Below are 22,607 nucleotides of genomic sequence, written 5' to 3' on the forward strand. Positions count from 1 at the left end.
TGTCCGCCGCTTCAGAAGCGACTTCATCATATTAACATCTTCATTTTTCGATGTCAACTAAGTTTTTAAATTTCTTTTTTGTCGTTTTCTGCGTTTCCGCATCAGCGACGTTTATTAATATACCATCATGATTTTTAAATAACAAGTGTTTTTTATAAAAAACACAAAAAAATTATCTATCCTACTTTCTTCTATAGAAAGAATTATTATCCTTCCTACTAAAAATAGTTATTCTGATTGTATACTACTACACTTCATTCAACCAAATTGCATTTCACAATACCTTCCCAGGTTTTCATTCTCTTCTATATTAAAGTTTATAATAATTATCCTTCTATAGAATAACGATATAACTTAGCCGTAAGAAAAAATCCCATCCACATTAAACAATTTCAATGCAAATATAAACTTAAGAATATTATTAGAATTTTTTTACATTTAATTAATGAAAAATATCCATTTTTTGTTATATAGTAAGAAAGGATGTACTCAACTATAAATAAACCAATGGAGGAATTATTTTATGGATAGGTTAACAAAGTTTTCATTAAAAAACCGAGCTGCCATTATCATCATGATTTTTCTCATTTCCATACTCGGTGTTTATTCCGGCTCTAAATTACCTATGGAATTTTTACCAAGTATCGACAATCCAGCAATTACCGTCACAACCTTATCTCAAGGACTCGACGCTGAAACGATGACAAAGGATGTAACTGATCCTCTCGAAAAACAATTTCGCAATTTAGAACACGTCGACACCATTACTTCTTCTACATACGAGGGATTATCACGTATCGACATTGCGTATACATCAAAAGCAAACATGAAAGATGCAGCACGCGAAGTCGAAAAAGCCGTCAATACAATTAAATTACCTAAAGATGTAACCAAGCCCGTAGTTAGTCAACTAAACACTTCTATGATTCCACTCGCCCAAATTACTATCCAGAAACAAAACGGGTTTTCAAAAGCAGATGAAAAACAAATTGAAAAAGAAATCGTACCACAACTCGAAAACATTGATGGTGTTGCTAATGTTATGTTTTTCGGAAAATCCACCTCTGAATTATCTATCGTACTTGATCCGAACCAATTAAAAAACAAAAACGTAACATCACAGCAGGTACTCACTGTTTTACAAGGAAAAGAAACTTCTACTCCAGCTGGGGCAATTACTGTTAATCAGGAAGAATACAACCTCCGCATCATTGGGGACATAAAAAATGTAAATGACATTAAAAACATCACTGTGGTACCCCAAGTGAAATTGCAAGACATTGCTCAAATCGAAATCAAACAACACTACGATACAATCTCACATATAAACGGAGAAGAAGGCACTGGATTAATCATCATGAAAGAACCGAGCAAAAATGCAGTTGCAATTGGAAAAGAGATTGATAAAAAAGTTAAAGAGATAAATAAGGAATATAAAAATCAGTTTTCCATTAAACTTTTGGCCTCAACCCATGAACAAGTTGAAAATGCTGTTACTAGCATGGGAAAAGAAGTAATACTTGGAGCAATCGCTGCAACTCTAATTATCTTAATCTTTTTACGTAACTTCCGAACAACACTCATCGCTGTTGTCAGTATTCCATTATCTATTTTATTAACACTCTTTTTACTACATCAATCTAACATCACACTTAACATTTTAACCCTTGGTGGTTTAGCTGTTGCGGTTGGACGTCTCGTCGATGATAGTATCGTTGTCATCGAGAATATTTTCCGCCGTTTACAAAAAGATTCTTTCTCTAAAAATATTATTCTTGATGCAACAAAAGAAGTCGCCGTCGCAATTACTTCTTCTACTTTAACAACGGTCGCTGTTTTTTTACCTATCGGCCTCGTATCAGGAGCAATCGGAAAATTAATGTTACCTATGGTATTAGCAGTTGTATATTCTATTCTATCATCCTTAATCGTTGCACTCACAGTCGTTCCACTTATGGCTTTTTTACTACTCAAAAAAACAAAGCATCGAAAGCCAAGTTCTTCATCACGATATGTCGCTACGTTAAAGTGGTCTCTTTCTCATAAATTCATTATTCTACTTACTGCATTTTTATTATTTGCAGGATCAATTGCAGCCTATATATTACTACCGAAAGCAAACATAAAATCTGAGGACGACACAATGTTATCTATTAACATGACATTTCCAGCCGATTATAATGCTGAAGCTCAAAAACAAAAAGCATTTGATTTCGAAAAGAAATTACTTTCTAATTCAGATGTAACAGACGTTATTTTACGAATGGGATCTAGCGAAGAAGATGCACAATGGGGGCAAACAACTAAAAATAACCTTGCTAGTATATTTGTAGTCTTTAAAAAAGGTTCTGATATTGATCAATATATTAAAGAGTTAAAAAAGGAAAATAAAACTTTTGAGCCTGCTGAACTTGATTATATAAAAACAAGTTATTCAAGCTCTGGCGGCGGCAACAACTTACAATTTAACGTAACAGCTACTAACGAAGCGGATTTAAAAGAGACGGCTACTATCGTCGAAACAAAACTAAAAAGCATGGATGATCTTTCTAAAGTAAAAACGAATTTAGAAGACTCTAAGAAAGAATGGCAAATTCATATTGATCAAACAAAGGCTGAACAACTAGGTTTAACACCAGAAATAGCTGCGCAACAAGTAGCATTCCTTATGAAGAAGTCACCTATTGGCGAAATTACAATTAATAATGAAAAAACTACTATTATGATAGAACATAAAAAGGAAAACATTACTAAACAAGAAGATATTTTAAATACAAACATACTATCACCTACTAATGGACCAATTCCTTTAAAAGACATCGCAGCTATTTCAGAAAAACAAACGCAAACAGAAATTTTCCATAAAGACGGAAAAGAAACAATTCAAATTACCGCCGAAGCTTCAAATGAAGATTTGAGTAAAGTAAACACAGCAGTAAATAAAGCGATAACTGACTTAGATTTACCTAGCGGTTCAAAAGTAAATATCGCAGGAGCTACTGAATCTATGCAAGAGAATTTTACAGATTTATTCAAAATTATGGGGATTGCAATCGGGATTGTATATTTAATTATGGTTATCACCTTCGGGCAAGCACGCGCTCCTTTTGCAATCCTATTCTCCTTACCGTTAGCTGCTGTCGGTGGTATTTTAGGATTAATCATTTCACGAACACCTGTTGATGTAAATTCCTTGATTGGCGCATTAATGTTAATCGGGATTGTCGTTACAAACGCTATTGTATTAATAGAAAGAGTCCAACAAAATCGGGAACACGGAATGGAAACTAGAGAAGCCTTACTTGAAGCAGGTTCTACTAGACTACGCCCAATTATTATGACAGCTATTACAACAATCGTTGCTATGCTCCCGCTCCTATTTGGCCAATCCCAAGCAGGAAGTATGGTATCAAAAAGTTTAGCCGTCGTTGTCATCGGCGGTTTGGCAGTCTCGACTGTTCTTACATTAGTAGTCGTTCCAGTTATGTATGAACTATTAGATAAAATCGGGAGAAAAAGACGCTCCCGTAGGAAAATAAGCACTTCTACAGAAACACCTGATATTTAAAAACAAAAGACGTTATCTTCACAAATGAAGATAACGTCTTTTCTCTACTTAGTCATATAATCCATCATTTTTTCCACATATTGCTCTATAGGTTTACTAGAATCCACAATAAGGTATTCATTATTTAAAGGTCTTTGACTACCATTTAACCACTTTTCAAAACCTACTTCCGACTCCACCTTTTCAATTTGACTGATCATACGCTTACGTGTTTGCAGTCTCCTATTAATCTCTTCCATATCATTAAGATAACACTCAATATATTTATATTTCACACCATGTTTAGTTGATAATTTAATTCCTTTTTCAACCATTCCCTCATATAAACACGGACTATCCAATATAACACTATGCCCTTGTTCTAAATAAGAATCAATCAATACCCATTCGGCATCATACGCAAGCCCACCAACAATCGTTGATTCAATTCCTTTTACTTTTAATGATTTTAACAACGCGGATTTCAAAACATCATGATCTATAATTACAGCACCTGTTAATTTCGCTATATACTTAGAAACTGTCGATTTTCCTGACCCAGGAAAACCTGACATTTGCAGAAAAAACAAATTAAAACTCCTCTCTAAATTACATCTGTTCTTCTTTATAATTAATCACAAATTCAACAATCATTACATCCATTCCTTCTATATTAAAATACAAAAGAACCCCCTACTTATAAAATAGAGAGTTCTTCTTTATAATTTATGCCGCTTTTACCTTTTTCGTTGCTTTACTTTTTCTTTTCGTTCCTGTAAAGCGCTTGTGTAATATAGATGCTATCAAGCGTGAAATAACATTGAATAGTAATACCATAATAATTAATACAGCTGCAGATTTTGTCGCAATCAACTTCGCATCTGGAATAACTCCTTCAGAATTTAACTTCCAAATGTGAACCGCTAATGTTTCAGCTGGTCTAAACGGATTTAAAGGATGCGCAGGACTTGAGAAATCCGCTGCTGAATTTAAAATCGGGGATGTTAAACCCGCTGTGTAAATTAATGCTGCCGCTTCCCCAAATATACGACCCGCCGCTAAAATAATCCCTGTAATAATTTGTGGTAATGACGATGGGATAATAATACGAGCGATTGTTTGCCACTTCGTTGCACCTAATCCAAGACTTGCCTCTTTTACATTATGAGGAACTTCTGAAATCGCATTTTCACAAACACGCGTTAAACCTGGTAAATTTAAAATAGTTAAAGCAAGAGCACCACCCATTACTGTGTATCCCCAACCTGTCATTGTAACGAACACTAACAAACCAAATAAACCAACAACAATAGAAGGTAAAGACGCCATCGTCTCTATACATAGACGAACAAAATTTAAAAAACGTCCTTGTTTTGCGTACTCTGCTAAATATATTCCAGCACCTAATCCAAGAGGAATAGATATAATAAGCGTTATAACAAGCATGTAGAAGGAATTGAATAACTGCGGACCAATCCCACCACCAGCTCTTGTATTGCTTGGTTCTCCAAACAAGAAATTAGGATCCCAAAATCCCCATCCCTTTTGTAAAATCTCAAATACTAAGAACACTAGCAAAGCTACAACTAAAGCCGCAACCGCATAAAAGATACCCGTCCAAACTTTATTTACCGTTCTTGCATTCATTATTATCGCTCACCTCTTTGCCCAATCGCTCGAATTACTAAAATAAACAGGAATGAAATAACAAGTAAAATCATCGCTAAAGTCCATAGCGCATTGTTCCAAGCAGTTCCGTTCAATGTATTCGTCATGTCCATTGTTAAAATACCAGTTAACGTCGCTGTCGGACTATATATTCCTTCTGGTAATTTAATCGTATTCCCGATTACCATCTGAACCGCTAACGCTTCACCGAAAGCACGCGCTAAGCCTAAAACAACACCTGTTAAAATCCCTTTTTTCGCAGCAGGAACAATCACTCGGCTAATCGCTTGCCATTTTGTTGATCCTAGACCATAAGAAGCTTCTAAATAATCAAATGGAACAGAACGTATTGCATCAGAAGCGATACTAGCAATAGTAGGTAAAATCATAATACTTAATACAACAATACCCGCAATTAAACTAAAGCCTACTCCCCCAAACGAATCACGTAATAGTGGTACTAAAATCGTAACCCCTAATAATCCGTATACAACCGAAGGAATACCAACTAACAATTCTAGAACAGGCTTCAATACTTTATTTCCAAACTTTGGCGAAATTAAATTCATGAATATAGCAAGAGCTATAGCAATTGGTGCACTAATAATAACCGCACCTAACGAAACCACCGTTGAACCTACAATGAAAATTAAAGCCCCGAAGGATCCTTGATCAGCATTTGGATTCCATTTTGTCGATGTTAACATCTCAGTAAATGAGATACCACTTTGTGTAAAAGATTGAATACCTTTACCACAAATAAACGCAATAATAGCTAATGTAATTAAAACAATACAAATACCACAAAACGTAACAAGTGATCTTCCTATATATTCACTTTTCACGTAATTAATTTGTTTTTTCCCCTTCATCACAGGACAGACCCCACTTCACAGATTGAAATGAACAGGACTGGCCTTGCAGCCAGCCCCATAAAACTTTATTACTTATTTAATTTAGACATTGGAATGTAGCCCATATCTTCTACTTGCTTTTCAAAGTCTTTACCTTTTACATAATCGATGTAAGCTTTTGTTGCTTCTTTCGCTTCACCTTTTGTTACCATATACTCGTAAGACCAGAATGGATATTTACCAGACGCAATGTTTTCAACTTTCGGTTCAGCACCATCAATTTTCACTGTTTGTAGTGCACCTTTTTTATCTCCAACCATGTAAGACATCGCTAAATAGCTTACTGAACCTGGAGTAGAATTGATAGCTTGCTCTACTGCACCGTTAGAATCTTGTGTTGTACCAGTTCCATCATTAATTTTCGCGTCTTTCATAATCGTTTTTTCAAATGTAGCACGTGTACCAGATGAAGCCGGACGATTAATTACGTTGATTTTTTCATCTTTTCCGCCTACTTCTTTCCAGTTTGTTACTTTTCCAGTGAAGATATCTTGTACTTGTTGCACTGTTAAGTTATCAACTTTTACATCTTTATTTACGACAAGAGCGAATGCAATACCCGCTACCTTGTTATCTACTAATTCTTTCGCCTTTTCAGCATCTTTTATTTTATCTCCAGACGGAACATCTGAATTACCAATTTGTACTGCACCAGATGCTACTTGGTTAATCCCAGTTCCACTACCGCCACCTTGAACTTGAATAGAAACTTTTGAATTTTTCTCCATGAATTTCTTTCCAGCTTCCTCCGCAAGAGGTAGAAGAGCTGTAGAACCAGCTGCTGCAATCGTACCTGATAATTCTTGTTTTGTATTATCGCTTCCTTTAGCAGTTTCTTTACTAGTTGTATCTTCTGCTTTCCCACACCCAACTAATGCTCCTGCTACCACTAAAGCTGCTAAAGAAAATTTAATACCTTTTTTCATAACCATGTCTTGTACCCCCATTTGGATTATCACTTTTCGAATTCATTTTCTTTCGAACACAAATTCATTGTAGGACAACAATATTATGTGAGTGTTAAGCAATTTTTAATTTTAAGTAAATGACGATAATCATCCTCAAAAGCTAGGAATCCCAACATTTGTAGTTAAAGAAGCAAACAAAAACCACACTAACTATGCTGTAATGTAAATTTATTCTTAACAATGTAAATTCAATGTAAATGTTTTTCTCTCTTTTTCCCTTTTAGTTAAAGTTACATTTACAATTCCGCTGTATTTTGTAACTTTTTCACGCCTAATTTATGCACATTAAAAAGAATTTCAGTAATATTTTTTAGTACAACTAAATAAATTGGAACAATTCTAAAATTAAATGAATATTTTTAAAGTACTAATTGACAGCATCATCCAATGTAGTCTACTATATTACTAACAAAAAGTTTACCTAAGGAAACTTTTTAAACTAACACTAAAAATATAGAGAAGAGGTAACTTTTATGGTATCGGCTAATACTAAACCCCTTTCCGAGTTTAAAACAGGGGAGTTTGTACAAATTGAGAAGATACAATTAGAAGGAACTATGAAACGACGTTTATTAGATTTGGGATTTATCCCAGGGGCAACGATTAAAGTATTGCAACGCAGTCCACTTGGAGATCCGGTCGCTTATCAAGTGAGCAACACAACTATTGCACTGCGCAAAGAAGAAAGCTCCCTTATTTTCGGGGTATTAATAGGAGATGATTTCAGATGAGCAAACATCGTATTGCTTTAGCTGGTAACCCGAATACCGGGAAAAGTACATTATTTAATACTTTAACAGGTTTAAAACAACATACTGGAAACTGGACGGGAAAAACTGTTTTAAAAGCTGAAGGAGAATATGAACATAACGGAAGTAATTATACATTAATAGATTTACCTGGAACTTACTCACTATACTCAAATTCCGCAGACGAAGAAGTAGCGAGGGATTATATTATATTTGAAAAACCAGAAGTAACTGTAGTTGTCATAGACGCAACTGCTATGGAAAGAAATTTAAATTTAGCACTCCAGGTGATGGAGATGACAAATAATGTAGTCATTTGCATTAACTTAATTGATGAAGCCGAGAAAAAAGGGATTGTTATCGATGAAAAGAAATTAGCAAAATCACTTGGTGTACCTGTCGTTAAAATTTCAGCACGTAACCGAGTAGGTATTGGTCATTTGCTAAATGTTATTGCAAAAGTAGCAAATAAAAAACTAATTCCAACACCAATTAAAATTACTTACAGCGAAAAAATCGAAAATATGATTCAGGAATTAGAACCACAAATTTATAAAGTGTTCGGTGATACGTATCCAGCACGTTGGATTGCGTTACGTATATTAGATGGAGATAAAAATTTCTTAACTACACTTCAAAAACACCATAATGAACCACTTGTAAGGGAGGTCGTAATTAATGGAATCTCACTCAGCCAGTAAAGCTCTTCCATTAGACTATATTATTCAACATGCACAAACACTTTCAAAAGAAGATATACGAGATGATATAGTCGGAGATATTTACCGAACATCTGCAAGCATATGTAAAGAATCTGTCCAATATACAAATACTGATAAATTATATCGTTCCGAAAAACTAGATAAAATTTTCACATCTCCAATCTGGGGATTTCCAATTATGCTCGGTATTTTATCTATTATTTTTTATCTTACAATTGCAGGCGCTAACGTACCATCTGATATGATTGCCGAATTCTTCGGATGGGCCGAAGGATATTTAACATCTTGGTTCCAAGCAGCGCATGCACCTGAATGGTTACATGGCATTTTAATACTTGGTTTGTTCCGTGGTATCGGTGCTGTTATTAGCGTTATGTTACCACCTATGGCAATCTTTTTCCCTATGTTCGCGCTATTAGAAAACTACGGATACTTACCACGTGTCGCGTTTAATATGGACCGCTTATTCAAACGATCCGGCGCACACGGGAAACAATCTTTAACAATGGCAATGGGATTTGGTTGTAATGCAGCAGCCATTATGTCAACACGTATCATTGAATCACCACGTGAACGTATGCTAGCAATTTTAACGAACAACTTCGTTCCTTGTAACGGTCGCTGGCCTATGTTAATTTTAATGGCTTCACTATTTATGGCTGCTGGTTATACAGGCAGTATGCAAACATTGGTTACTGCTGGCGTTGTAGTTGGAATGGTTGTAATTGGTGTTATTATGACATTAACTGTTTCTTGGGTACTATCAAAAACAGCCTTAAAAGGGGTTCCAACTCACTACACACTGGAGTTACCTCCGTACCGCAAGCCAAAAGTTTGGAATACAATTGTTCGCGCAACACTCGATAAATCAATCTACGTTTTAAAACGAGCTATAGTTGTTGCTGCCCCTGCAGCTGCATTAACTTGGTTACTTGCTAATATTTTTATTGGTGACACAAGCTTACTTATGTATTTTGTAAACTTTCTAGATCCATTTGCTAAAATGTTAGGACTTGACGGCTTTATTCTAGCTGCATTCATTCTTGGACTACCCGCTAATGAAATTGTAATCCCAATTTTATTAATGTCTTACTTATCAACTGGGGCTTTAACTGAAATAGATGATTTTAATCAAATTAAAAATCTATTCCTAGAAAATGGTTGGACTTGGTTAACAGCGTTAAACACAATGTTGTTCTCACTTCTTCATTTCCCGTGCGGAACAACACTTGTTAATATATACAAAGAAACAAAAAGTGCAAAATGGACATTCTTATCGTTTGCAATCCCTACCGTTATCGCCATTGTTGTTACATTCCTCTCTACACAATTGGTACATTGGTTAGGGCTTGTATAAAGCAAAGCATACATAGAAGGCATCCCCCTTCACATATGCTTTGCACGAAAGAAACCTGAAATTTATTCAGGTTTCTTTTTTTGTACATCAGTATTCCACGGCTGTGCTCCATACGTTGTGAGTTTTTTATGAATGAAATAAATAGCCCCCGGCAGCACCGCCATTAATATCGTGCAACTAATTCCTAATCCAGTAAACAACTTTCATCACCTTATTTCACTCTTTTCGGTAAAGCTGAACCTGAATGTTCAATTGTTGGATGAACGTGAACAGTAATTTCAGCATTACTAAAGTAATTTTCGCCTTGATCCCAATTCTTACTTACCTTTTTCCACTCTTTATAATTATGTCGCTTATACACTTCCCCTAACTCTAGTACATCTACCTTATATTTTTTTTGAACAAGTTTAATTGATTTTTGAATACGCTTCTCCATTTCTTCCGATATATCCTTCTCTAAACGCTTTTCATTCAAAACCTTTTTATGATCACTGAAATGCAACTCAGCCAATGTGCCTTCCAGAGATAAATGAATATCAAACTTTGGTTTTGTAGCATTCGTTGTGGATACTTTAATTTTTCGACGTAACTTATGAATTTCATATGTAATAAGTTGATTCTTTTTACGGATGGTAAAAAAACCTCCAATTTTTTTGCCTATTATATAATTCATCCCTACTGTTTCTTCCCCACTCAAATTGCCTACACATTTATTATCCTTTCCACGAAACAATGCTGCACCGTTCATTTGTACTCCTTGTTTTGTTAGTTCCAGAATAGGTAATACAAAACTTCGGTTAGAGATCATCTTTTCCTGCACCTCACCAATTCTTGCAGCCTCAATCATTTGGGCATTTTTCGGAGGGTGTTCAGCTAACATATCAATATACTGCGCCGGTAAATTTTCAGGCTTGGCACTTTGTTTTAAAATAGCTTCGGCATTTTTATTAGAAACGAACAAACGAATATTTCTTCTCATCTCATGATCGCGAATATATACATCTAACGTATTTTGTAAAATGTATGGATGTGAAAGTAATTCTTCAGAGAAAATAATCACCTGTATATGAGGGAAAAATAATGTACGACTAATTTTTTTGGCGATTATTCTTATTTGTTCAAATACACTATCTGCTTTTGCACTAACATTAATATAATTTTCGCTATCCCCACCCCCTTGTCCACCCTGTTGAGACAATTTACTGGGGAGTACCATCTGATAGGTCCCTTTCATAATTGGATTCGCTTTCTTCTCCTTCACAATATCGTAAGCCGCTCCTACTACAAATCCTCTTTCTTCTATCTCTTCTAACTCAGAACACCCACTCATAAATCCAGTTAAAGCCATAACCATTATAATTTTAAGAAGGTGTTTCATTTCCACCATTCCTTCTTTTTATTTTATATACAATTAAAACGAGCAAAGGAGCTAACACAACAAACCCCATATCTATCCAAGCTAAATAAGTCCCATAACTTGATAAAGTATTTAAACTACTAGGTATCATATTCACCATAAAAATAATAGGGGCACTTATGAAAATAAAAATTTGTTTCTTCACTTTCGGAAACATAGCACAAAACAATAAAGATGCGACGTCATAATACATTGCTGTAGTGTTATAAATAGTAATAATCCAAGTCGTAAAAAAAATCGCATCAAACCTTTCTAAAAATCCTCCACCAATTTCAATTTCTTTCCCTAATTCAATTGTTGGATATGTCAATCCACGTGTTGTCATATACGTAAAAACGCTAATACAAGTTACATAAATTAAAATGTATGACAGCACGTTTACCATCACCGCTTTCGCGACTGCCATTGGCGCTTTTTTCGCTGTCTTATCATTCAGCAACACCGCATAAAATAAAGCTACTTCAAATCCAATAAACGTAAAAATAGAATTTTTAACTCCAACAGCATATTGACTTACTTTCGTTTGAAAAGCTGGTAGTAAATTATTTATTTCCATTAAATTTATATTCAATAAAGAAAGAAGTACTATCGCAATTAAAACAATAGGCAAGAATAAAACATTTAACCTTAATAAGGCTGCTCTTGATCCTGCTATTCCATAAATAACAACTAATAAGAAGAAAAAAGACAGTAGTTGTATTGGTGTATCACTAAATAAATACGTTTGAGAAATAACTGAAATCATTCGCGATTCATACGCTGTCAAAGCAGCAAACGTTAATACTAAAATACTACTAATTGTGTATGCAACAGGCTTCGTCAAATGCGCACTCGTATATTGAACAAAATTTTGTTTTGGAAATAAGATAGCCACTCTCGTCACAAACCAGCCTAAAACTGCGCAAATCAGTCCACCCAAAAGCAAGATAATCCAACCGTCCGAAAATAAAGTTTGGTTAGCGATATCTCTTGGCATAGACAATGCCCCTATACCAATAATGGTCGATGATACCGCAAACCCAATTTCCCGAGATCCAATCTCTTCATCGCCATACTCAAATGGTTTCAATTATTTTCGCTCCTTTGGACGTATTGTAGAATCTTTTGTTTGTAAGTACTCCGGTCTATCTTTCAACATCGCTTTTGGTATGCGAATAAATTCTTCTTTCCAATCTTTATAAAATGCAGGAGCAATTGGAGTTGTATACGGTATACCAACACTTGTTAAATTTGTAATATGAACAGCAAGTGCAATCAGAGCTAGAATGATCCCATACAACCCAAAAGCAGTTGCAGCTAATACAAAGACGAAAAGTAAAATCCGGAACGTAATCGTAATACTATATACAGGAAGCGAGAACGTAGCAATCGCAGTAACTGCAATAATAATAACTAAAAACGGATTTACAATCCCTGCATTTACCGCAGCTTCTCCAATTACAAGACCTCCTACAATCCCTATCGTTTGTCCCATCGGTTTCGGCAATCGGATTCCAGCTTCTCGTATTAATTCCATAGTCAAGGCCATCATTAACGTTTCAATATATGCTGGGAACGGAACACCTTCCCTCGCACCTGCAATTGAATAAGCCAGTTTAGAAGGAATAAGTCCTTGATGATAAGATACAAGTGCTACATACATAGCTGGTAACAAAACCGCGATTATACCTGAACCCATACGTAAAAATCTTAGTAACGTTCCAATCACCCAGCGCTCGTAATGATCTTCTACAGATTGAAAAATATCAACAAACACAAGCGGTGCAATAAGAGCAAACGGAGATCCGTCTACTAAAATGGCCGCTTTTCCCTTCGCTAATGACGCTATAATATTATCTGGCCTCTCTGTATTCAAAAACTGTGGAAATGGAGATAAATTATTATCCTGAATTAATTGTTCAATCGTACCTGTTTCCAAAATAATATCTGTCACTATTGATTGAAGACGGCGATCTAACTCTTTTACAATGTGAGGATTAATAATATCTTCTATATATACTAGGGTTACTTCTTTCTGCGATCGCTTCCCCATAATATAAGATTGGAACCTCAACTTTGGATCGCGTAAACTGCGTCGGATTAACATTTTATTCACATTAATATCTTCATTTAATCCAACTCTCGGTCCGCGTATTAAATCTTCTGTCACTGGTGGCTCTAAACTTCTCTTCTCCCAAGCCCTACTATTAATAACGATAGCAGTTTGAATATTATCAATTAATATAACTGTATCTCCCGCTAAAATCGCATTTATAATATCCGGAAACGTTGTCTTCTTACCCACTTCCGCAATAGAAATAAAACGATCCAATAACGTCTGAACGACAGCCGCTTCATTTTGCACTTCTTCATATTGAAGAGTACGAACTACATATTTATAAACATTATCCTTGTCTGTTAACCCACATAAAAACACAACCGCACAACGTGTAAAACTCCCAGCAAGAACAAATTCTCTAATTGTTAAATCATTAGGTGAACCTAACTCATCCCTAATTTCTTTCATAACTTCAAATAAGTTACCTTCAAGCTCTAACAATTTCCCCACCTAACTTCCTTTTCAACAAGTTTTTAGTTAGATTCCGCTAATAGAAGAAAATATATACAAAAAAGAGCTATCTCTTTGCAAAGATAGCTCCAATAAACGAATTACTTTTCTACTATTGTAGTGTTTTTCTTTATAAATACACCTTTTGTAAATCCACTAACTACAAACATCACAATCATATTAATTAACAATGCGACTATGCCCACATTCAAATCTTTTATATACTGCGGAAAACTCGGAAACATCGTAGCTATAGTTGAGCCAGATAAGGTAATATATGCGACCACTAACAGCCCAACTCCCATTCCTGCAATCGCTCCTTGCTTCGTAACAATTTGGCGCGGAAACAAGCTACATACAAGTGCAGGGAAAAGTTGCGTAACGATACTGTACCCCATTAAGAGAAGTGCTCCTATTGTTTCCCCTCCTTTAAATGTAAATAAAACTGCCACGAGCGTTACTACAGGCACAAATAATTTTGCCATCTTAGCAACTTGTCTATCTGAAGCAGACGGAACGATCGTTCGATAAATATTTTTTGCTAACAGTGTAGAAGCCGCCATAACAAGCATAGAGCCTGGAACCAATGCCGTTAATACTCCCGCACTACCAATAATCCCAATAAACCAAGGATCAAAAGTTTGTAAAGCAAGACGGACTAACGAAAGATCTACATCCGCTCCCTTTAACCCAGGAACTTGCAATATAGCAGCAAACCCTGCGAAAAATACGAAAAGTAACACTAAAGAATACAATGGCATAATTGTTGCATTTTTACGAAATACTTTTTCATTTTTTGCAGAAAAAGCAGAAGCAAATGTATGAGGCCACATATAGAAACCGAGGGCCGTTAATATAATAGTAGAAACAAACCAAGAAATACTCATTCCTTCTTCAGGTAAAGATAAAAATCCTGGTTTCGCTGCTTCTACAGCTTCAAACATCGGCTGAAATCCTCCATAATAATGATACGGTAAATATATACCTAAAAACATAACGATAAACAGTATCATAATATCCTTCAAAGCAGCCGTCCAAGCTGAACCGTGTATACCTGAAACCATTACATATATAGTTATAACAATAGCACCAATCCAAACCGCAACAACAGGTGATACCCTTCCGTAAGACGCTTCTGAAACGATAATTCCCAGTCCCTTTAACTGTAAAACAAGATATGGGATGATGGAAATAACACCAACAATTGAAACAATAAGTCCAAGCGCCTTACTTCTGTATTTCTTCGCAAAAAAATCCGACTGCGAAACAAGGTTATGCTCTTTTGCATACTTCCAAATCGGTGGCAATAAAAAATACGATAAAAGATAAGCTAGAGCACCATAACCTAAAATATAAAAGGTAGGTGCGCCTTTACTATATGCCCAGCCGCTTCCTCCTAAAAATGTAAACGTCGTATAAATTTCACCTGCCATAAGGAGAAAAACAAAAATAGTGCCAAACCCTCTTCCTCCAACTGACCATTGCTCTAAATTCATATCTTTTCCATGTTGTGCCCGAATCCCTAAAAATAGTGCGAGAAACAAAAATAAAATAATGATAAGTAATGCAGTCATTTTACATCCTCCTTATTAGCAGGATCAAACACGTACACAAGCCCCATACAAAGAGATGTAATAAACACTGATAATAATACCCAAAATAATAAAAAGGGCATCCCTAATACGTAAGGAGTAACTGAATTCGCAAATATTGGCCCAACTACTAAACAAAGAACTGGAATAAGCGCTAGGATGTGTATTTTCTTCATCTCATTCTCCTTTACTTATAAAGTTCATAATGGCTGATACAAAGACTTCCACTCCAATCGGTAATGCATCTTCGTCAATCGTAAAACGAGGGTGATGGTGAGGATATATAATACCTTTCTCTTTATTTCCTGCTCCGATAAAAAAGAATGTCCCCGGTGCCTTTTGTAAAAACGCTGAAAAATCTTCTCCAGCCATCGTTGGCTGTAAACGAACAACTCTATCCCTTCCATAAAGTTGTAATGCCGTTTGTTCAATAAGCTCTGTAGCTTCATAGTCATTTACAACTGGTCGATATCCATATTCATATGAAAATGTATATTTCGCTCCGTAAGATTCCGTAATATACTTCACAATCCGCTCAATCTTCTTCTCTGTTTCACCTCGTAATTCATGTCTTAAACTTCTCACTGTCCCTTCAATCTCGGCTTGCTCTGGTATTACATTATGAGTTGTCCCCGCATGAAATTGCGTAACAGATATTACGAGCGAATCTAATGGATTCGTGAGGCGAGATACAATTTGCTGAAGTTGCGAAACGACTTGTGTTCCGATTGCGATACTATCCACCGTTTCATGAGGGATTCCAGCATGTCCACCTTTTCCCTCTATCTTAATTTTAAAAACATCCGGTGCAGCCATTGCAGGACCATAAATAACACCTATTTTCCCAACCTCTAACGACGCCCAAAGGTGAGCACCAATAATATAATCCACACCTTCCATTACACCTGCAGCAACCATCTCCTCTGCACCACCAGGAAAATTTTCTTCAGCATGTTGGAATAGAAAACGAATCTCCCCTTTAATCTTCTCTCTTTCTTCTACTAACTTATGTACAACCCCAAGTAATATCGCTATATGTCCATCATGACCACATGCATGCATTACACCTTTATATGTAGAAATAAAATCAAACTCATTTTCTTCATGAATAGGAAGAGCATCCATATCGGCTCGAACCGCAACTGTTTTGCCCGGATGTTTACCTACTAACTTTGCCATCACACTATATTTAGTCGGCCGTGACACTTCTAAATATGGGAATTTCCGAAGTATATCGAACACAAACTGCGATGTTTTTTCTTCTTGAAAAGATAACTCTGGATACTTATGAAAATGCCTTCTCCACTCAACTAACTGATTTTTTGACAAAACAAATTCCTTTGCAACATCCATACCCCTTCACTCCTTCTTCACCAAGTTAAATGTTATTATAACGTGAATTGTTAACTTTTAAAAGAATCTTCTAAATTTTCTGTAATAATAACTCAAAAAGAAAAAGCCACCCAAAAGATGACTTTTTCATTATTATAAAATAGTAATTGCTTGTTTTCCCATTTGCTCCCAAGCTTTCTCAAATTCTGCTCGTGGAACAGCCAAACGCGGATTATTTTTAAGAGGATCATTTACATATACAAAGTTTTGATCATATCCAATTACTACTGCACTATGCTCATAATATGTAATTTTCACTTCACCTGAACTCGTATTCCATGTTTCAAAACTACTTTCAGCTAGCGGCTTAAACGTCGTATTAATAATGACCCATACCGGTGAACCAGAACTAATTACTTTATATATATCTTGCATGTCTCTACCTGTTAAATTAATTACTTTTTCAGGAATATATTTTTCTGCCAAATTAAAAATCGGTTGATTATATACACCATATCCAGGCTCTGCCTTTGTATAAATATTTCCAACAAACCCTTCGTAAGGATTTCCCCGTACGCCATTTTGTTCAAATGGAACGCGATGAATTTCGCTAGCAAGTTGCATCTTATCTACTTGTACACCTTTATATTGCAACAACATAGCTAAACTTGTCACTTCACATCCTCGAGGTAATTCTGGTAATTGTTTAATAAACGGAACATCCTCAATCATAGCTGCTTCTTTCATTTCAGATAGAAACTCTAAGCGTAGAACTTGCGCCTTTTGCATAATTTTATCTTTTCCTATAAAAAATGCAGCAGCAAGTATAATCCCAAAAACAAAAAGATATTTTAACTTTTTCATTATAAACAAAACTCCATTAATTATTATTTTACAGACACAACTCTTATCATTGTACCCTTCTTCTTACTAGTTTGCTAGAAAGATCATGTGAATTATCGCTCATAGAATTAATTATAAAAATTCTAATTATTTTTAATAAAAAGAAAAATAAATATACATTTCCAGAATATTTTGCTAAAATCAAAATTGTTAACATGGTGAAGATATCACCATGTTAACAAACATTCTTAGAGTATTTAGTCATAGTTCGTTTTTTTACATACTCCATTCATTTCATAGTAAATAAACCGAGTGTGTGTTGCATCCCCCACTAATGATTAAAAACTCAGAATAAAACGAAGTTCACACATTCAAGAAAATACGGGGTGAGGGGCATATGAATCAACAAATTGAACAAACAGATTTAAAACGAACAATGAAAAGTAGACACCTATTTATGATTGCACTCGGCGGTGTTATCGGAACCGGGCTATTTATGGGATCTGGTCAAATTGTCCATAATGCCGGACCTGGTGGTGCTATTCTTGCATTTTTAGTCGGTGGATTTGTTATGTATTTAACGATGTTATGTCTTGGTGAATTATCCGTTGCTATGCCAGAAGCAGGTTCATTCCAAAGCTATGCAAGCAAATTCATTTCACCTGGTTTTGGATTTGTTGTCGGTTGGATGTATTGGCTAAATTGGGCTGTTACAGTTGGCGTAGAGTTAACAACTGTAAGTATTTTAATGAAACGCTGGTTTCCAGACGTTTCTTCATGGATTTGGTGCGTTACATTTGCAGCAGCGCTCTTTCTCGTAAACGCTTTATCAGCAAAAGCATATGCAGAAGCAGAGTTTTGGTTCGCAAGTGTAAAAGTCGCAACAATTGTTATTTTCATCGTACTTGGTGGCGCTGTTATGTTCGGTCTACTAGACTTTAATGGAAAGCCAGCTCCAATGCTTCATAATTTCACTGAAAATGGCGGGCTATTTCCAAACGGTGCATTAGCTGTTCTTCTTACGATGATTACAGTAAATTACTCCTTCCAAGGAACAGAATTAATCGGAATCGCTTCAGGAGAAAGTGAAAATCCTGAAAAAACAATTCCAAAAGCAATCAAAAATACAATTTGGCGAACTCTCTTCTTCTTCGTCTTAGCGATATCAGTTGTTGTAGGTTTACTCCCGTGGCAAGAGGCTAATCTAGTCGAAAGTCCCTTTGTACTTGTATTTGATGTAGCTGGTGTCCCATATGCAGCAGACATTATGAACTTTGTTATTATTACAGCTGTATTATCCGTTGCTAACTCTGGTCTATACGCAAATTCTCGTATGCTGTGGGCGATGGCAAAACAAGGAATGGCAAGTCCAGCATTTACGAAATTAACTAAAAAAGGTGTACCGCTAAATGCATTAATTTTCAGCCTAATTTTCGCTAGCCTTTCCTTATTAACAAGTATATTTGCGGCAGATACTGTCTTTCTAGTTTTAACATCTATTGCAGCGATGGCTGCTGTTGTCGTGTGGATGTCAATCGCCGCTTCACAGTTTTTCTTCCGTAGAAATTTCGTGAAAAATGGTGGCGACATAAATGATTTAAAATATCGTACACCGCTCTATCCACTAGTTCCAATCGTAGCGTTCTCGCTCAATTTCATTACATTTGTTAGTTTGGCTTTCATTCCAGATCAAAGAATTGCTCTTTATTGTGGCATTCCATTCATGATTATTTGTTACATTTTATACCAAGTTAAATATAAAAAAATTGTCAAACTTGAACAGCCACGAACTGTCACACAAGAAATAAACTAAATATACAAAATATTCAGCTATCTTTCTTATGATAAGATAGCTTTTTTCTATTTCTTGGATATCCTGGTATAACTTTATTTATCTTAAAATTTTCACAATCACGTTTTTCTCTGGAAAATAGTTTACAATGTAATCAAGTTACAAATGATATTCACCTTAAAAAGTGTGCATTTGTGTCTATTTTTTAACAATATATCAAAAACTATTGCCTTCTATAAATTAATAGGTTTATATTGTTTTATTGGCATAGTTTCAATCCAAGGAGAAAGGAGATTTTCAATCGTGCAACTAAAGAAAGCGTTTTGGAAGTTGGCTTCGCTTCTTCCGTTATCATTACTTCTGTTCCTCGGTGGCTGTGATAAAAAACTCGCAGTATTAAATCCGCAAGGACCTGTTGCAAAAGCACAGTATGATTTAATTGTTTGGTCATTCTTGCTTATGTCATTAATTATCGCAATTGTATTCATTCTGTTTACAGTCATCTTGATTCGTTATCGTGAAAAACCAGAGAATATGGACTATGAGCCACCTGAACAACACGGTAACACATTACTAGAAATTATTTGGACGCTTGTTCCTGTTATTATCGTTATCGCATTATCGATTCCAACAGTAAAAGCAACTTATGCTTCGGAAGAGGTTCCGAAAGAGTCCAAACATATTAAACCAGTTGAAATTTATGTTACATCTGCAAACTGGAAATGGTTATTCAGTTACCCAGAGGAAAAAATTGAAACCGTTAACTATTTAAACATCCCAGCTGGTGTACCAATTCAATTCAAACTGACTTCTGTCGGCCCAATGAATGCTTTCTGGGTACCAGAACTTGGTGGTATGAAGTACACAATGGATGGCATGATTATGGATCTTTATTTACAAGCTGATAAACCAGGTTCTTACCTAGGTCGTAGTGCGAACTTCTCTGGTGAAGGATTCACTCACATGGAGTTCGAAGTTGAAGCGAAAACTAAAGAGAAATATGACAAGTGGGTTAAAGAAGTACAACAAACTGCTGATAAGTTAACAGAACAGAAATACAACGAAATTATTAAACCTGGTGTAGTTGGACGCATGACGTTCTCTAGTCACCACTTAAGTTATGTAGATCCAAAATCACTTGAATATTGTGATTACAACTACTACAAAAACAAAAAATAATAGCTATTATTCCAACAGATTGGAGTGAACACAGTGAAGCTTGATGAATTCTTTGTCACAGGTGACCCGATTATTTACGGTGCAGACGCTTCTATCGTTCTTGTGACATTAGCAATCATTTTCGTACTAACAAAGTATAAAAAATGGAAATGGCTTTGGGACGAATGGTTGACAACTGTTGACCATAAAAAAATCGGAGCCATGTATATTATTTCTGCGGTTATCATGTTATTCCGTGGTGGTATGGATGGTTTAATGATCCGTGCACAGTTAACATTCCCAGAAACAACTTATTTAAACGCTGAACACTATAACGGAATCTTTACAACGCATGGTACAGTAATGATTCTTTTCATGGCAATGCCATTCGTTATGGGATTAATGAACCTTGTAGTACCATTACAAATTGGTGCTCGTGATGTTGCATATCCGTTCTTAAATGCTTTAAGTTTCTGGTTATTCTTTGTCGGAGCAATGTTATTCAACATCGCTTTCGTAATCGGTGGTTCTCCAGACGCTGGGTGGACTTCTTACTTCCCAATGGCAGGTACAGAGTTTACTTCAGGCGTAGGAAATAACTACTACGCAATTGCATTACAGATTTCAGGTCTCGGTACGCTAATGACCGGTATTAACTTCCTTGTTACTATCTTAAAAATGCGTACACCTGGTATGACTTTAATGAGAATGCCAATGTTTACTTGGTCAATCTTAATTACAACAATTATCATTATTTTCGCTTTCCCAGTATTAACAGTTGCTCTTGCATTAATGACATTTGACCGTCTATTCGATGCTCACTTCTTTACGATGGCGAGCGGCGGTATGCCGATGTTATGGGCCAACCTGTTCTGGGTATGGGGTCATCCTGAAGTATATATCGTTATTTTACCGGCATTCGGTATTTTCTCTGAAATCATTAGTACATTCTCACGTAAGCGTCTATTCGGTTACAGTGCGATGGTATACTCAATGGTTGCAATTTCTTTACTAAGTTTCGTCGTATGGCTTCACCACTTCTTCACGATGGGTGCAGGTCCAGCGGTTAACTCATTCTTCTCGATTTCGACAATGGCGATTTCGATTCCAACCGGTGTTAAGATCTTTAACTGGTTGTTTACACTGTATAAAGGACGTATCCGTTTTACAGTTCCAATGCTTTGGTCATTGGCATTTATTCCAAACTTCGTAGTCGGTGGGGTTACAGGGGTTATGCTTGGAATGGCAGCAGCTGATTATCAATACCATAACAGCTACTTCCTAATCGCTCACTTCCACTACGTATTAATTGCAGGTACAGTATTCGCTATGCTTGCTGGATTCACATTCTGGTATCCAAAAATGACTGGTCATATGTTAAATGAACGCCTAGGTAAATGGACATTCTGGATCTTTATGAGCGGATTCAACATCTGTTTCTTCCCAATGTACTTCTTAGGTTTAGACGGTATGACTCGTCGTATGTACACTTACTCTGAAAGTCTTGGATGGGGATGGCTAAACCAAATCGCATCTGTTGGTGCGGTAATGATGGGTATTGGCTTCCTACTTCTTTGCTACAACGTAATTTGGAGTGCACGTCACGGTGAACGTGACACAACTGGAGATCCATGGGATGGCCGTACACTTGAATGGGCAACTCAATCTCCTGTACAACATTACAACTTCGCGAAACTTCCTGAAATCAAAGAAGCTGATGCTTTCTGGTACATGAAAAAACGCGGAGAAACAGTTACACCAGCAGCAGAAGATATCAAACCAATTCACATGCCAAGTAACTCTGGTGTGCCTATTATTGCGTCTTTATTCTTCGGTCTTGCAGGTTTCGCATTAGTATTTAGCTGGTTCTGGCTTGCAGCAATCGGCGGCGTTGGTATTTTAGCTTGCTTAATCTATCGTTCATTCGATTATGATGATGGCTACTACGTAAGTGTTGATGAAATTAAAGAAACAGAACATATAGCATGAGAGGTGAAATG

19 protein-coding genes are annotated in these 22,607 nt (G+C 36.0%); 7 read left to right on the top strand and 12 right to left on the bottom strand.

All coding sequences use genetic code 11. From position 1 onward, the window contains the following. Window positions 1-523: 523 nt before the first annotated feature. Window positions 524-3,568, top strand: coding sequence for an efflux RND transporter permease subunit (locus OXT04_RS23565; RefSeq protein ID WP_267417966.1), 3,045 nt, complete (start codon window positions 524-526; stop codon window positions 3,566-3,568). Window positions 3,569-3,612: 44 nt separating this feature from the next. Here OXT04_RS23565 and OXT04_RS23570 read toward each other — a convergent pair whose 3' ends face one another. The 4 genes from OXT04_RS23570 to OXT04_RS23585 all read right to left on the bottom strand — a co-directional run bounded on the left by OXT04_RS23570 (window position 3,613) and on the right by OXT04_RS23585 (window position 7,061). Continuing rightward, the gene (locus OXT04_RS23570; protein WP_063546482.1) at window positions 3,613-4,137 is read right to left on the bottom strand and encodes a P-loop nucleotide/nucleoside kinase family protein; all 525 of its coding nucleotides are present in this window, start codon (window positions 4,135-4,137) and stop codon (window positions 3,613-3,615) included. A 136-nt stretch (window positions 4,138-4,273) separates the two neighbouring features. Next, on the bottom strand, window positions 4,274-5,194 hold the full coding sequence (gene pstA, locus OXT04_RS23575; protein WP_000994139.1) for a phosphate ABC transporter permease PstA: 921 nt from the start codon (window positions 5,192-5,194) through the stop codon (window positions 4,274-4,276). A gap of 2 nt (window positions 5,195-5,196) precedes the next feature. After that, entirely contained in the window at window positions 5,197-6,087 is an 891-nt protein-coding gene (pstC, locus tag OXT04_RS23580; RefSeq protein ID WP_267418109.1) for a phosphate ABC transporter permease subunit PstC, read from the bottom strand. 71 nt (window positions 6,088-6,158) lie between these two features. Next, entirely contained in the window at window positions 6,159-7,061 is a 903-nt protein-coding gene (locus OXT04_RS23585) for a phosphate ABC transporter substrate-binding protein PstS family protein (protein WP_000245112.1), read from the bottom strand. Window positions 7,062-7,570: 509 nt separating this feature from the next. Between OXT04_RS23585 and OXT04_RS23590 the strand changes: the two genes are divergently transcribed. From OXT04_RS23590 to OXT04_RS23600, 3 genes are read left to right on the top strand one after another with little or no spacing between them, the layout of a single operon-like run. Further along, the gene (locus tag OXT04_RS23590) at window positions 7,571-7,828 is read left to right on the top strand and encodes a FeoA family protein (RefSeq protein WP_000252989.1); all 258 of its coding nucleotides are present in this window, start codon (window positions 7,571-7,573) and stop codon (window positions 7,826-7,828) included. Next, the gene (locus tag OXT04_RS23595; RefSeq protein WP_000033865.1) at window positions 7,825-8,547 is read left to right on the top strand and encodes a FeoB small GTPase domain-containing protein; all 723 of its coding nucleotides are present in this window, start codon (window positions 7,825-7,827) and stop codon (window positions 8,545-8,547) included. Before OXT04_RS23590 ends, OXT04_RS23595 begins: the two co-directional genes overlap by 4 nt. Continuing rightward, on the top strand, window positions 8,525-9,925 hold the full coding sequence (locus OXT04_RS23600) for a nucleoside recognition domain-containing protein (RefSeq protein ID WP_000443602.1): 1,401 nt from the start codon (window positions 8,525-8,527) through the stop codon (window positions 9,923-9,925). Before OXT04_RS23595 ends, OXT04_RS23600 begins: the two co-directional genes overlap by 23 nt. Before the next feature lie 62 nt (window positions 9,926-9,987). On the opposite strand, the gene OXT04_RS23605 is transcribed toward OXT04_RS23600, so the two are convergent. The 8 genes from OXT04_RS23605 to OXT04_RS23640 all read right to left on the bottom strand — a co-directional run bounded on the left by OXT04_RS23605 (window position 9,988) and on the right by OXT04_RS23640 (window position 17,678). After that, a complete protein-coding gene (locus OXT04_RS23605; RefSeq protein WP_000493991.1) occupies window positions 9,988-10,125 on the bottom strand; it encodes a hypothetical protein in 138 nt (45 codons plus the stop codon). An 11-nt stretch (window positions 10,126-10,136) separates the two neighbouring features. Next, window positions 10,137-11,303, bottom strand: a complete 1,167-nt coding sequence (gene gerLC, locus OXT04_RS23610) for a spore germination protein GerLC (RefSeq protein ID WP_000681631.1) — start codon at window positions 11,301-11,303, stop codon at window positions 10,137-10,139. Continuing rightward, on the bottom strand, window positions 11,287-12,411 hold the full coding sequence (gene gerLB / locus OXT04_RS23615; RefSeq protein ID WP_000802008.1) for a spore germination protein GerLB: 1,125 nt from the start codon (window positions 12,409-12,411) through the stop codon (window positions 11,287-11,289). Before gerLB ends, gerLC begins: the two co-directional genes overlap by 17 nt. Next, window positions 12,412-13,890, bottom strand: coding sequence for a spore germination protein GerLA (gerLA, locus tag OXT04_RS23620; protein ID WP_267417983.1), 1,479 nt, complete (start codon window positions 13,888-13,890; stop codon window positions 12,412-12,414). 101 nt (window positions 13,891-13,991) lie between these two features. Then, entirely contained in the window at window positions 13,992-15,464 is a 1,473-nt protein-coding gene (locus OXT04_RS23625; protein WP_000125935.1) for a sodium:solute symporter family protein, read from the bottom strand. Next, on the bottom strand, window positions 15,461-15,658 hold the full coding sequence (locus OXT04_RS23630) for a DUF3311 domain-containing protein (protein ID WP_000719836.1): 198 nt from the start codon (window positions 15,656-15,658) through the stop codon (window positions 15,461-15,463). The genes OXT04_RS23625 and OXT04_RS23630 overlap by 4 nt, the downstream gene beginning before the upstream one ends. Before the next feature lies 1 nt (window position 15,659). Continuing rightward, window positions 15,660-16,835: an amidohydrolase gene (locus tag OXT04_RS23635; RefSeq protein ID WP_053565221.1), complete on the bottom strand. Its 1,176-nt coding sequence runs from the start codon at window positions 16,833-16,835 to the stop codon at window positions 15,660-15,662. Window positions 16,836-16,967: 132 nt separating this feature from the next. Beyond that, window positions 16,968-17,678: a C39 family peptidase gene (locus OXT04_RS23640; RefSeq protein ID WP_267417990.1), complete on the bottom strand. Its 711-nt coding sequence runs from the start codon at window positions 17,676-17,678 to the stop codon at window positions 16,968-16,970. Window positions 17,679-18,054: 376 nt separating this feature from the next. Between OXT04_RS23640 and OXT04_RS23645 the strand changes: the two genes are divergently transcribed. The 3 genes from OXT04_RS23645 (at window position 18,055) to qoxB (ending at window position 22,596) form a co-directional block, all read left to right on the top strand. After that, on the top strand, window positions 18,055-19,470 hold the full coding sequence (locus OXT04_RS23645) for an amino acid permease (RefSeq protein ID WP_065229767.1): 1,416 nt from the start codon (window positions 18,055-18,057) through the stop codon (window positions 19,468-19,470). 282 nt (window positions 19,471-19,752) lie between these two features. After that, entirely contained in the window at window positions 19,753-20,628 is an 876-nt protein-coding gene (locus OXT04_RS23650; protein WP_001176166.1) for a cytochrome aa3 quinol oxidase subunit II, read from the top strand. 33 nt (window positions 20,629-20,661) lie between these two features. After that, a complete protein-coding gene (qoxB, locus tag OXT04_RS23655; RefSeq protein ID WP_000762374.1) occupies window positions 20,662-22,596 on the top strand; it encodes a cytochrome aa3 quinol oxidase subunit I in 1,935 nt (644 codons plus the stop codon). Window positions 22,597-22,607 lie beyond the last annotated feature (11 nt).

It is taken from the genome of Bacillus sp. GC_Bacil_1 (assembly GCF_026540675.1).
Lineage (GTDB): Bacteria > Bacillota > Bacilli > Bacillales > Bacillaceae_G > Bacillus_A > Bacillus_A cereus.

Coding starts and splice junctions, on each gene's coding strand:
- OXT04_RS23565 (WP_267417966.1), top strand. CDS start 524: ATGGATAGGTTAACAAAGTTTTCATTAAAAAACCGAGCTGCCATTATC.
- pstA (WP_000994139.1), bottom strand. CDS start 5,194: ATGAATGCAAGAACGGTAAATAAAGTTTGGACGGGTATCTTTTATGCG.
- pstC (WP_267418109.1), bottom strand. CDS start 6,087: ATGAAGGGGAAAAAACAAATTAATTACGTGAAAAGTGAATATATAGGA.
- OXT04_RS23585 (WP_000245112.1), bottom strand. CDS start 7,061: ATGGTTATGAAAAAAGGTATTAAATTTTCTTTAGCAGCTTTAGTGGTA.
- OXT04_RS23590 (WP_000252989.1), top strand. CDS start 7,571: ATGGTATCGGCTAATACTAAACCCCTTTCCGAGTTTAAAACAGGGGAG.
- OXT04_RS23595 (WP_000033865.1), top strand. CDS start 7,825: ATGAGCAAACATCGTATTGCTTTAGCTGGTAACCCGAATACCGGGAAA.
- OXT04_RS23600 (WP_000443602.1), top strand. CDS start 8,525: ATGGAATCTCACTCAGCCAGTAAAGCTCTTCCATTAGACTATATTATT.
- gerLC (WP_000681631.1), bottom strand. CDS start 11,303: ATGAAACACCTTCTTAAAATTATAATGGTTATGGCTTTAACTGGATTT.
- OXT04_RS23625 (WP_000125935.1), bottom strand. CDS start 15,464: ATGACTGCATTACTTATCATTATTTTATTTTTGTTTCTCGCACTATTT.
- OXT04_RS23630 (WP_000719836.1), bottom strand. CDS start 15,658: ATGAAGAAAATACACATCCTAGCGCTTATTCCAGTTCTTTGTTTAGTA.
- OXT04_RS23635 (WP_053565221.1), bottom strand. CDS start 16,835: ATGGATGTTGCAAAGGAATTTGTTTTGTCAAAAAATCAGTTAGTTGAG.
- OXT04_RS23640 (WP_267417990.1), bottom strand. CDS start 17,678: ATGAAAAAGTTAAAATATCTTTTTGTTTTTGGGATTATACTTGCTGCT.
- OXT04_RS23645 (WP_065229767.1), top strand. CDS start 18,055: ATGAATCAACAAATTGAACAAACAGATTTAAAACGAACAATGAAAAGT.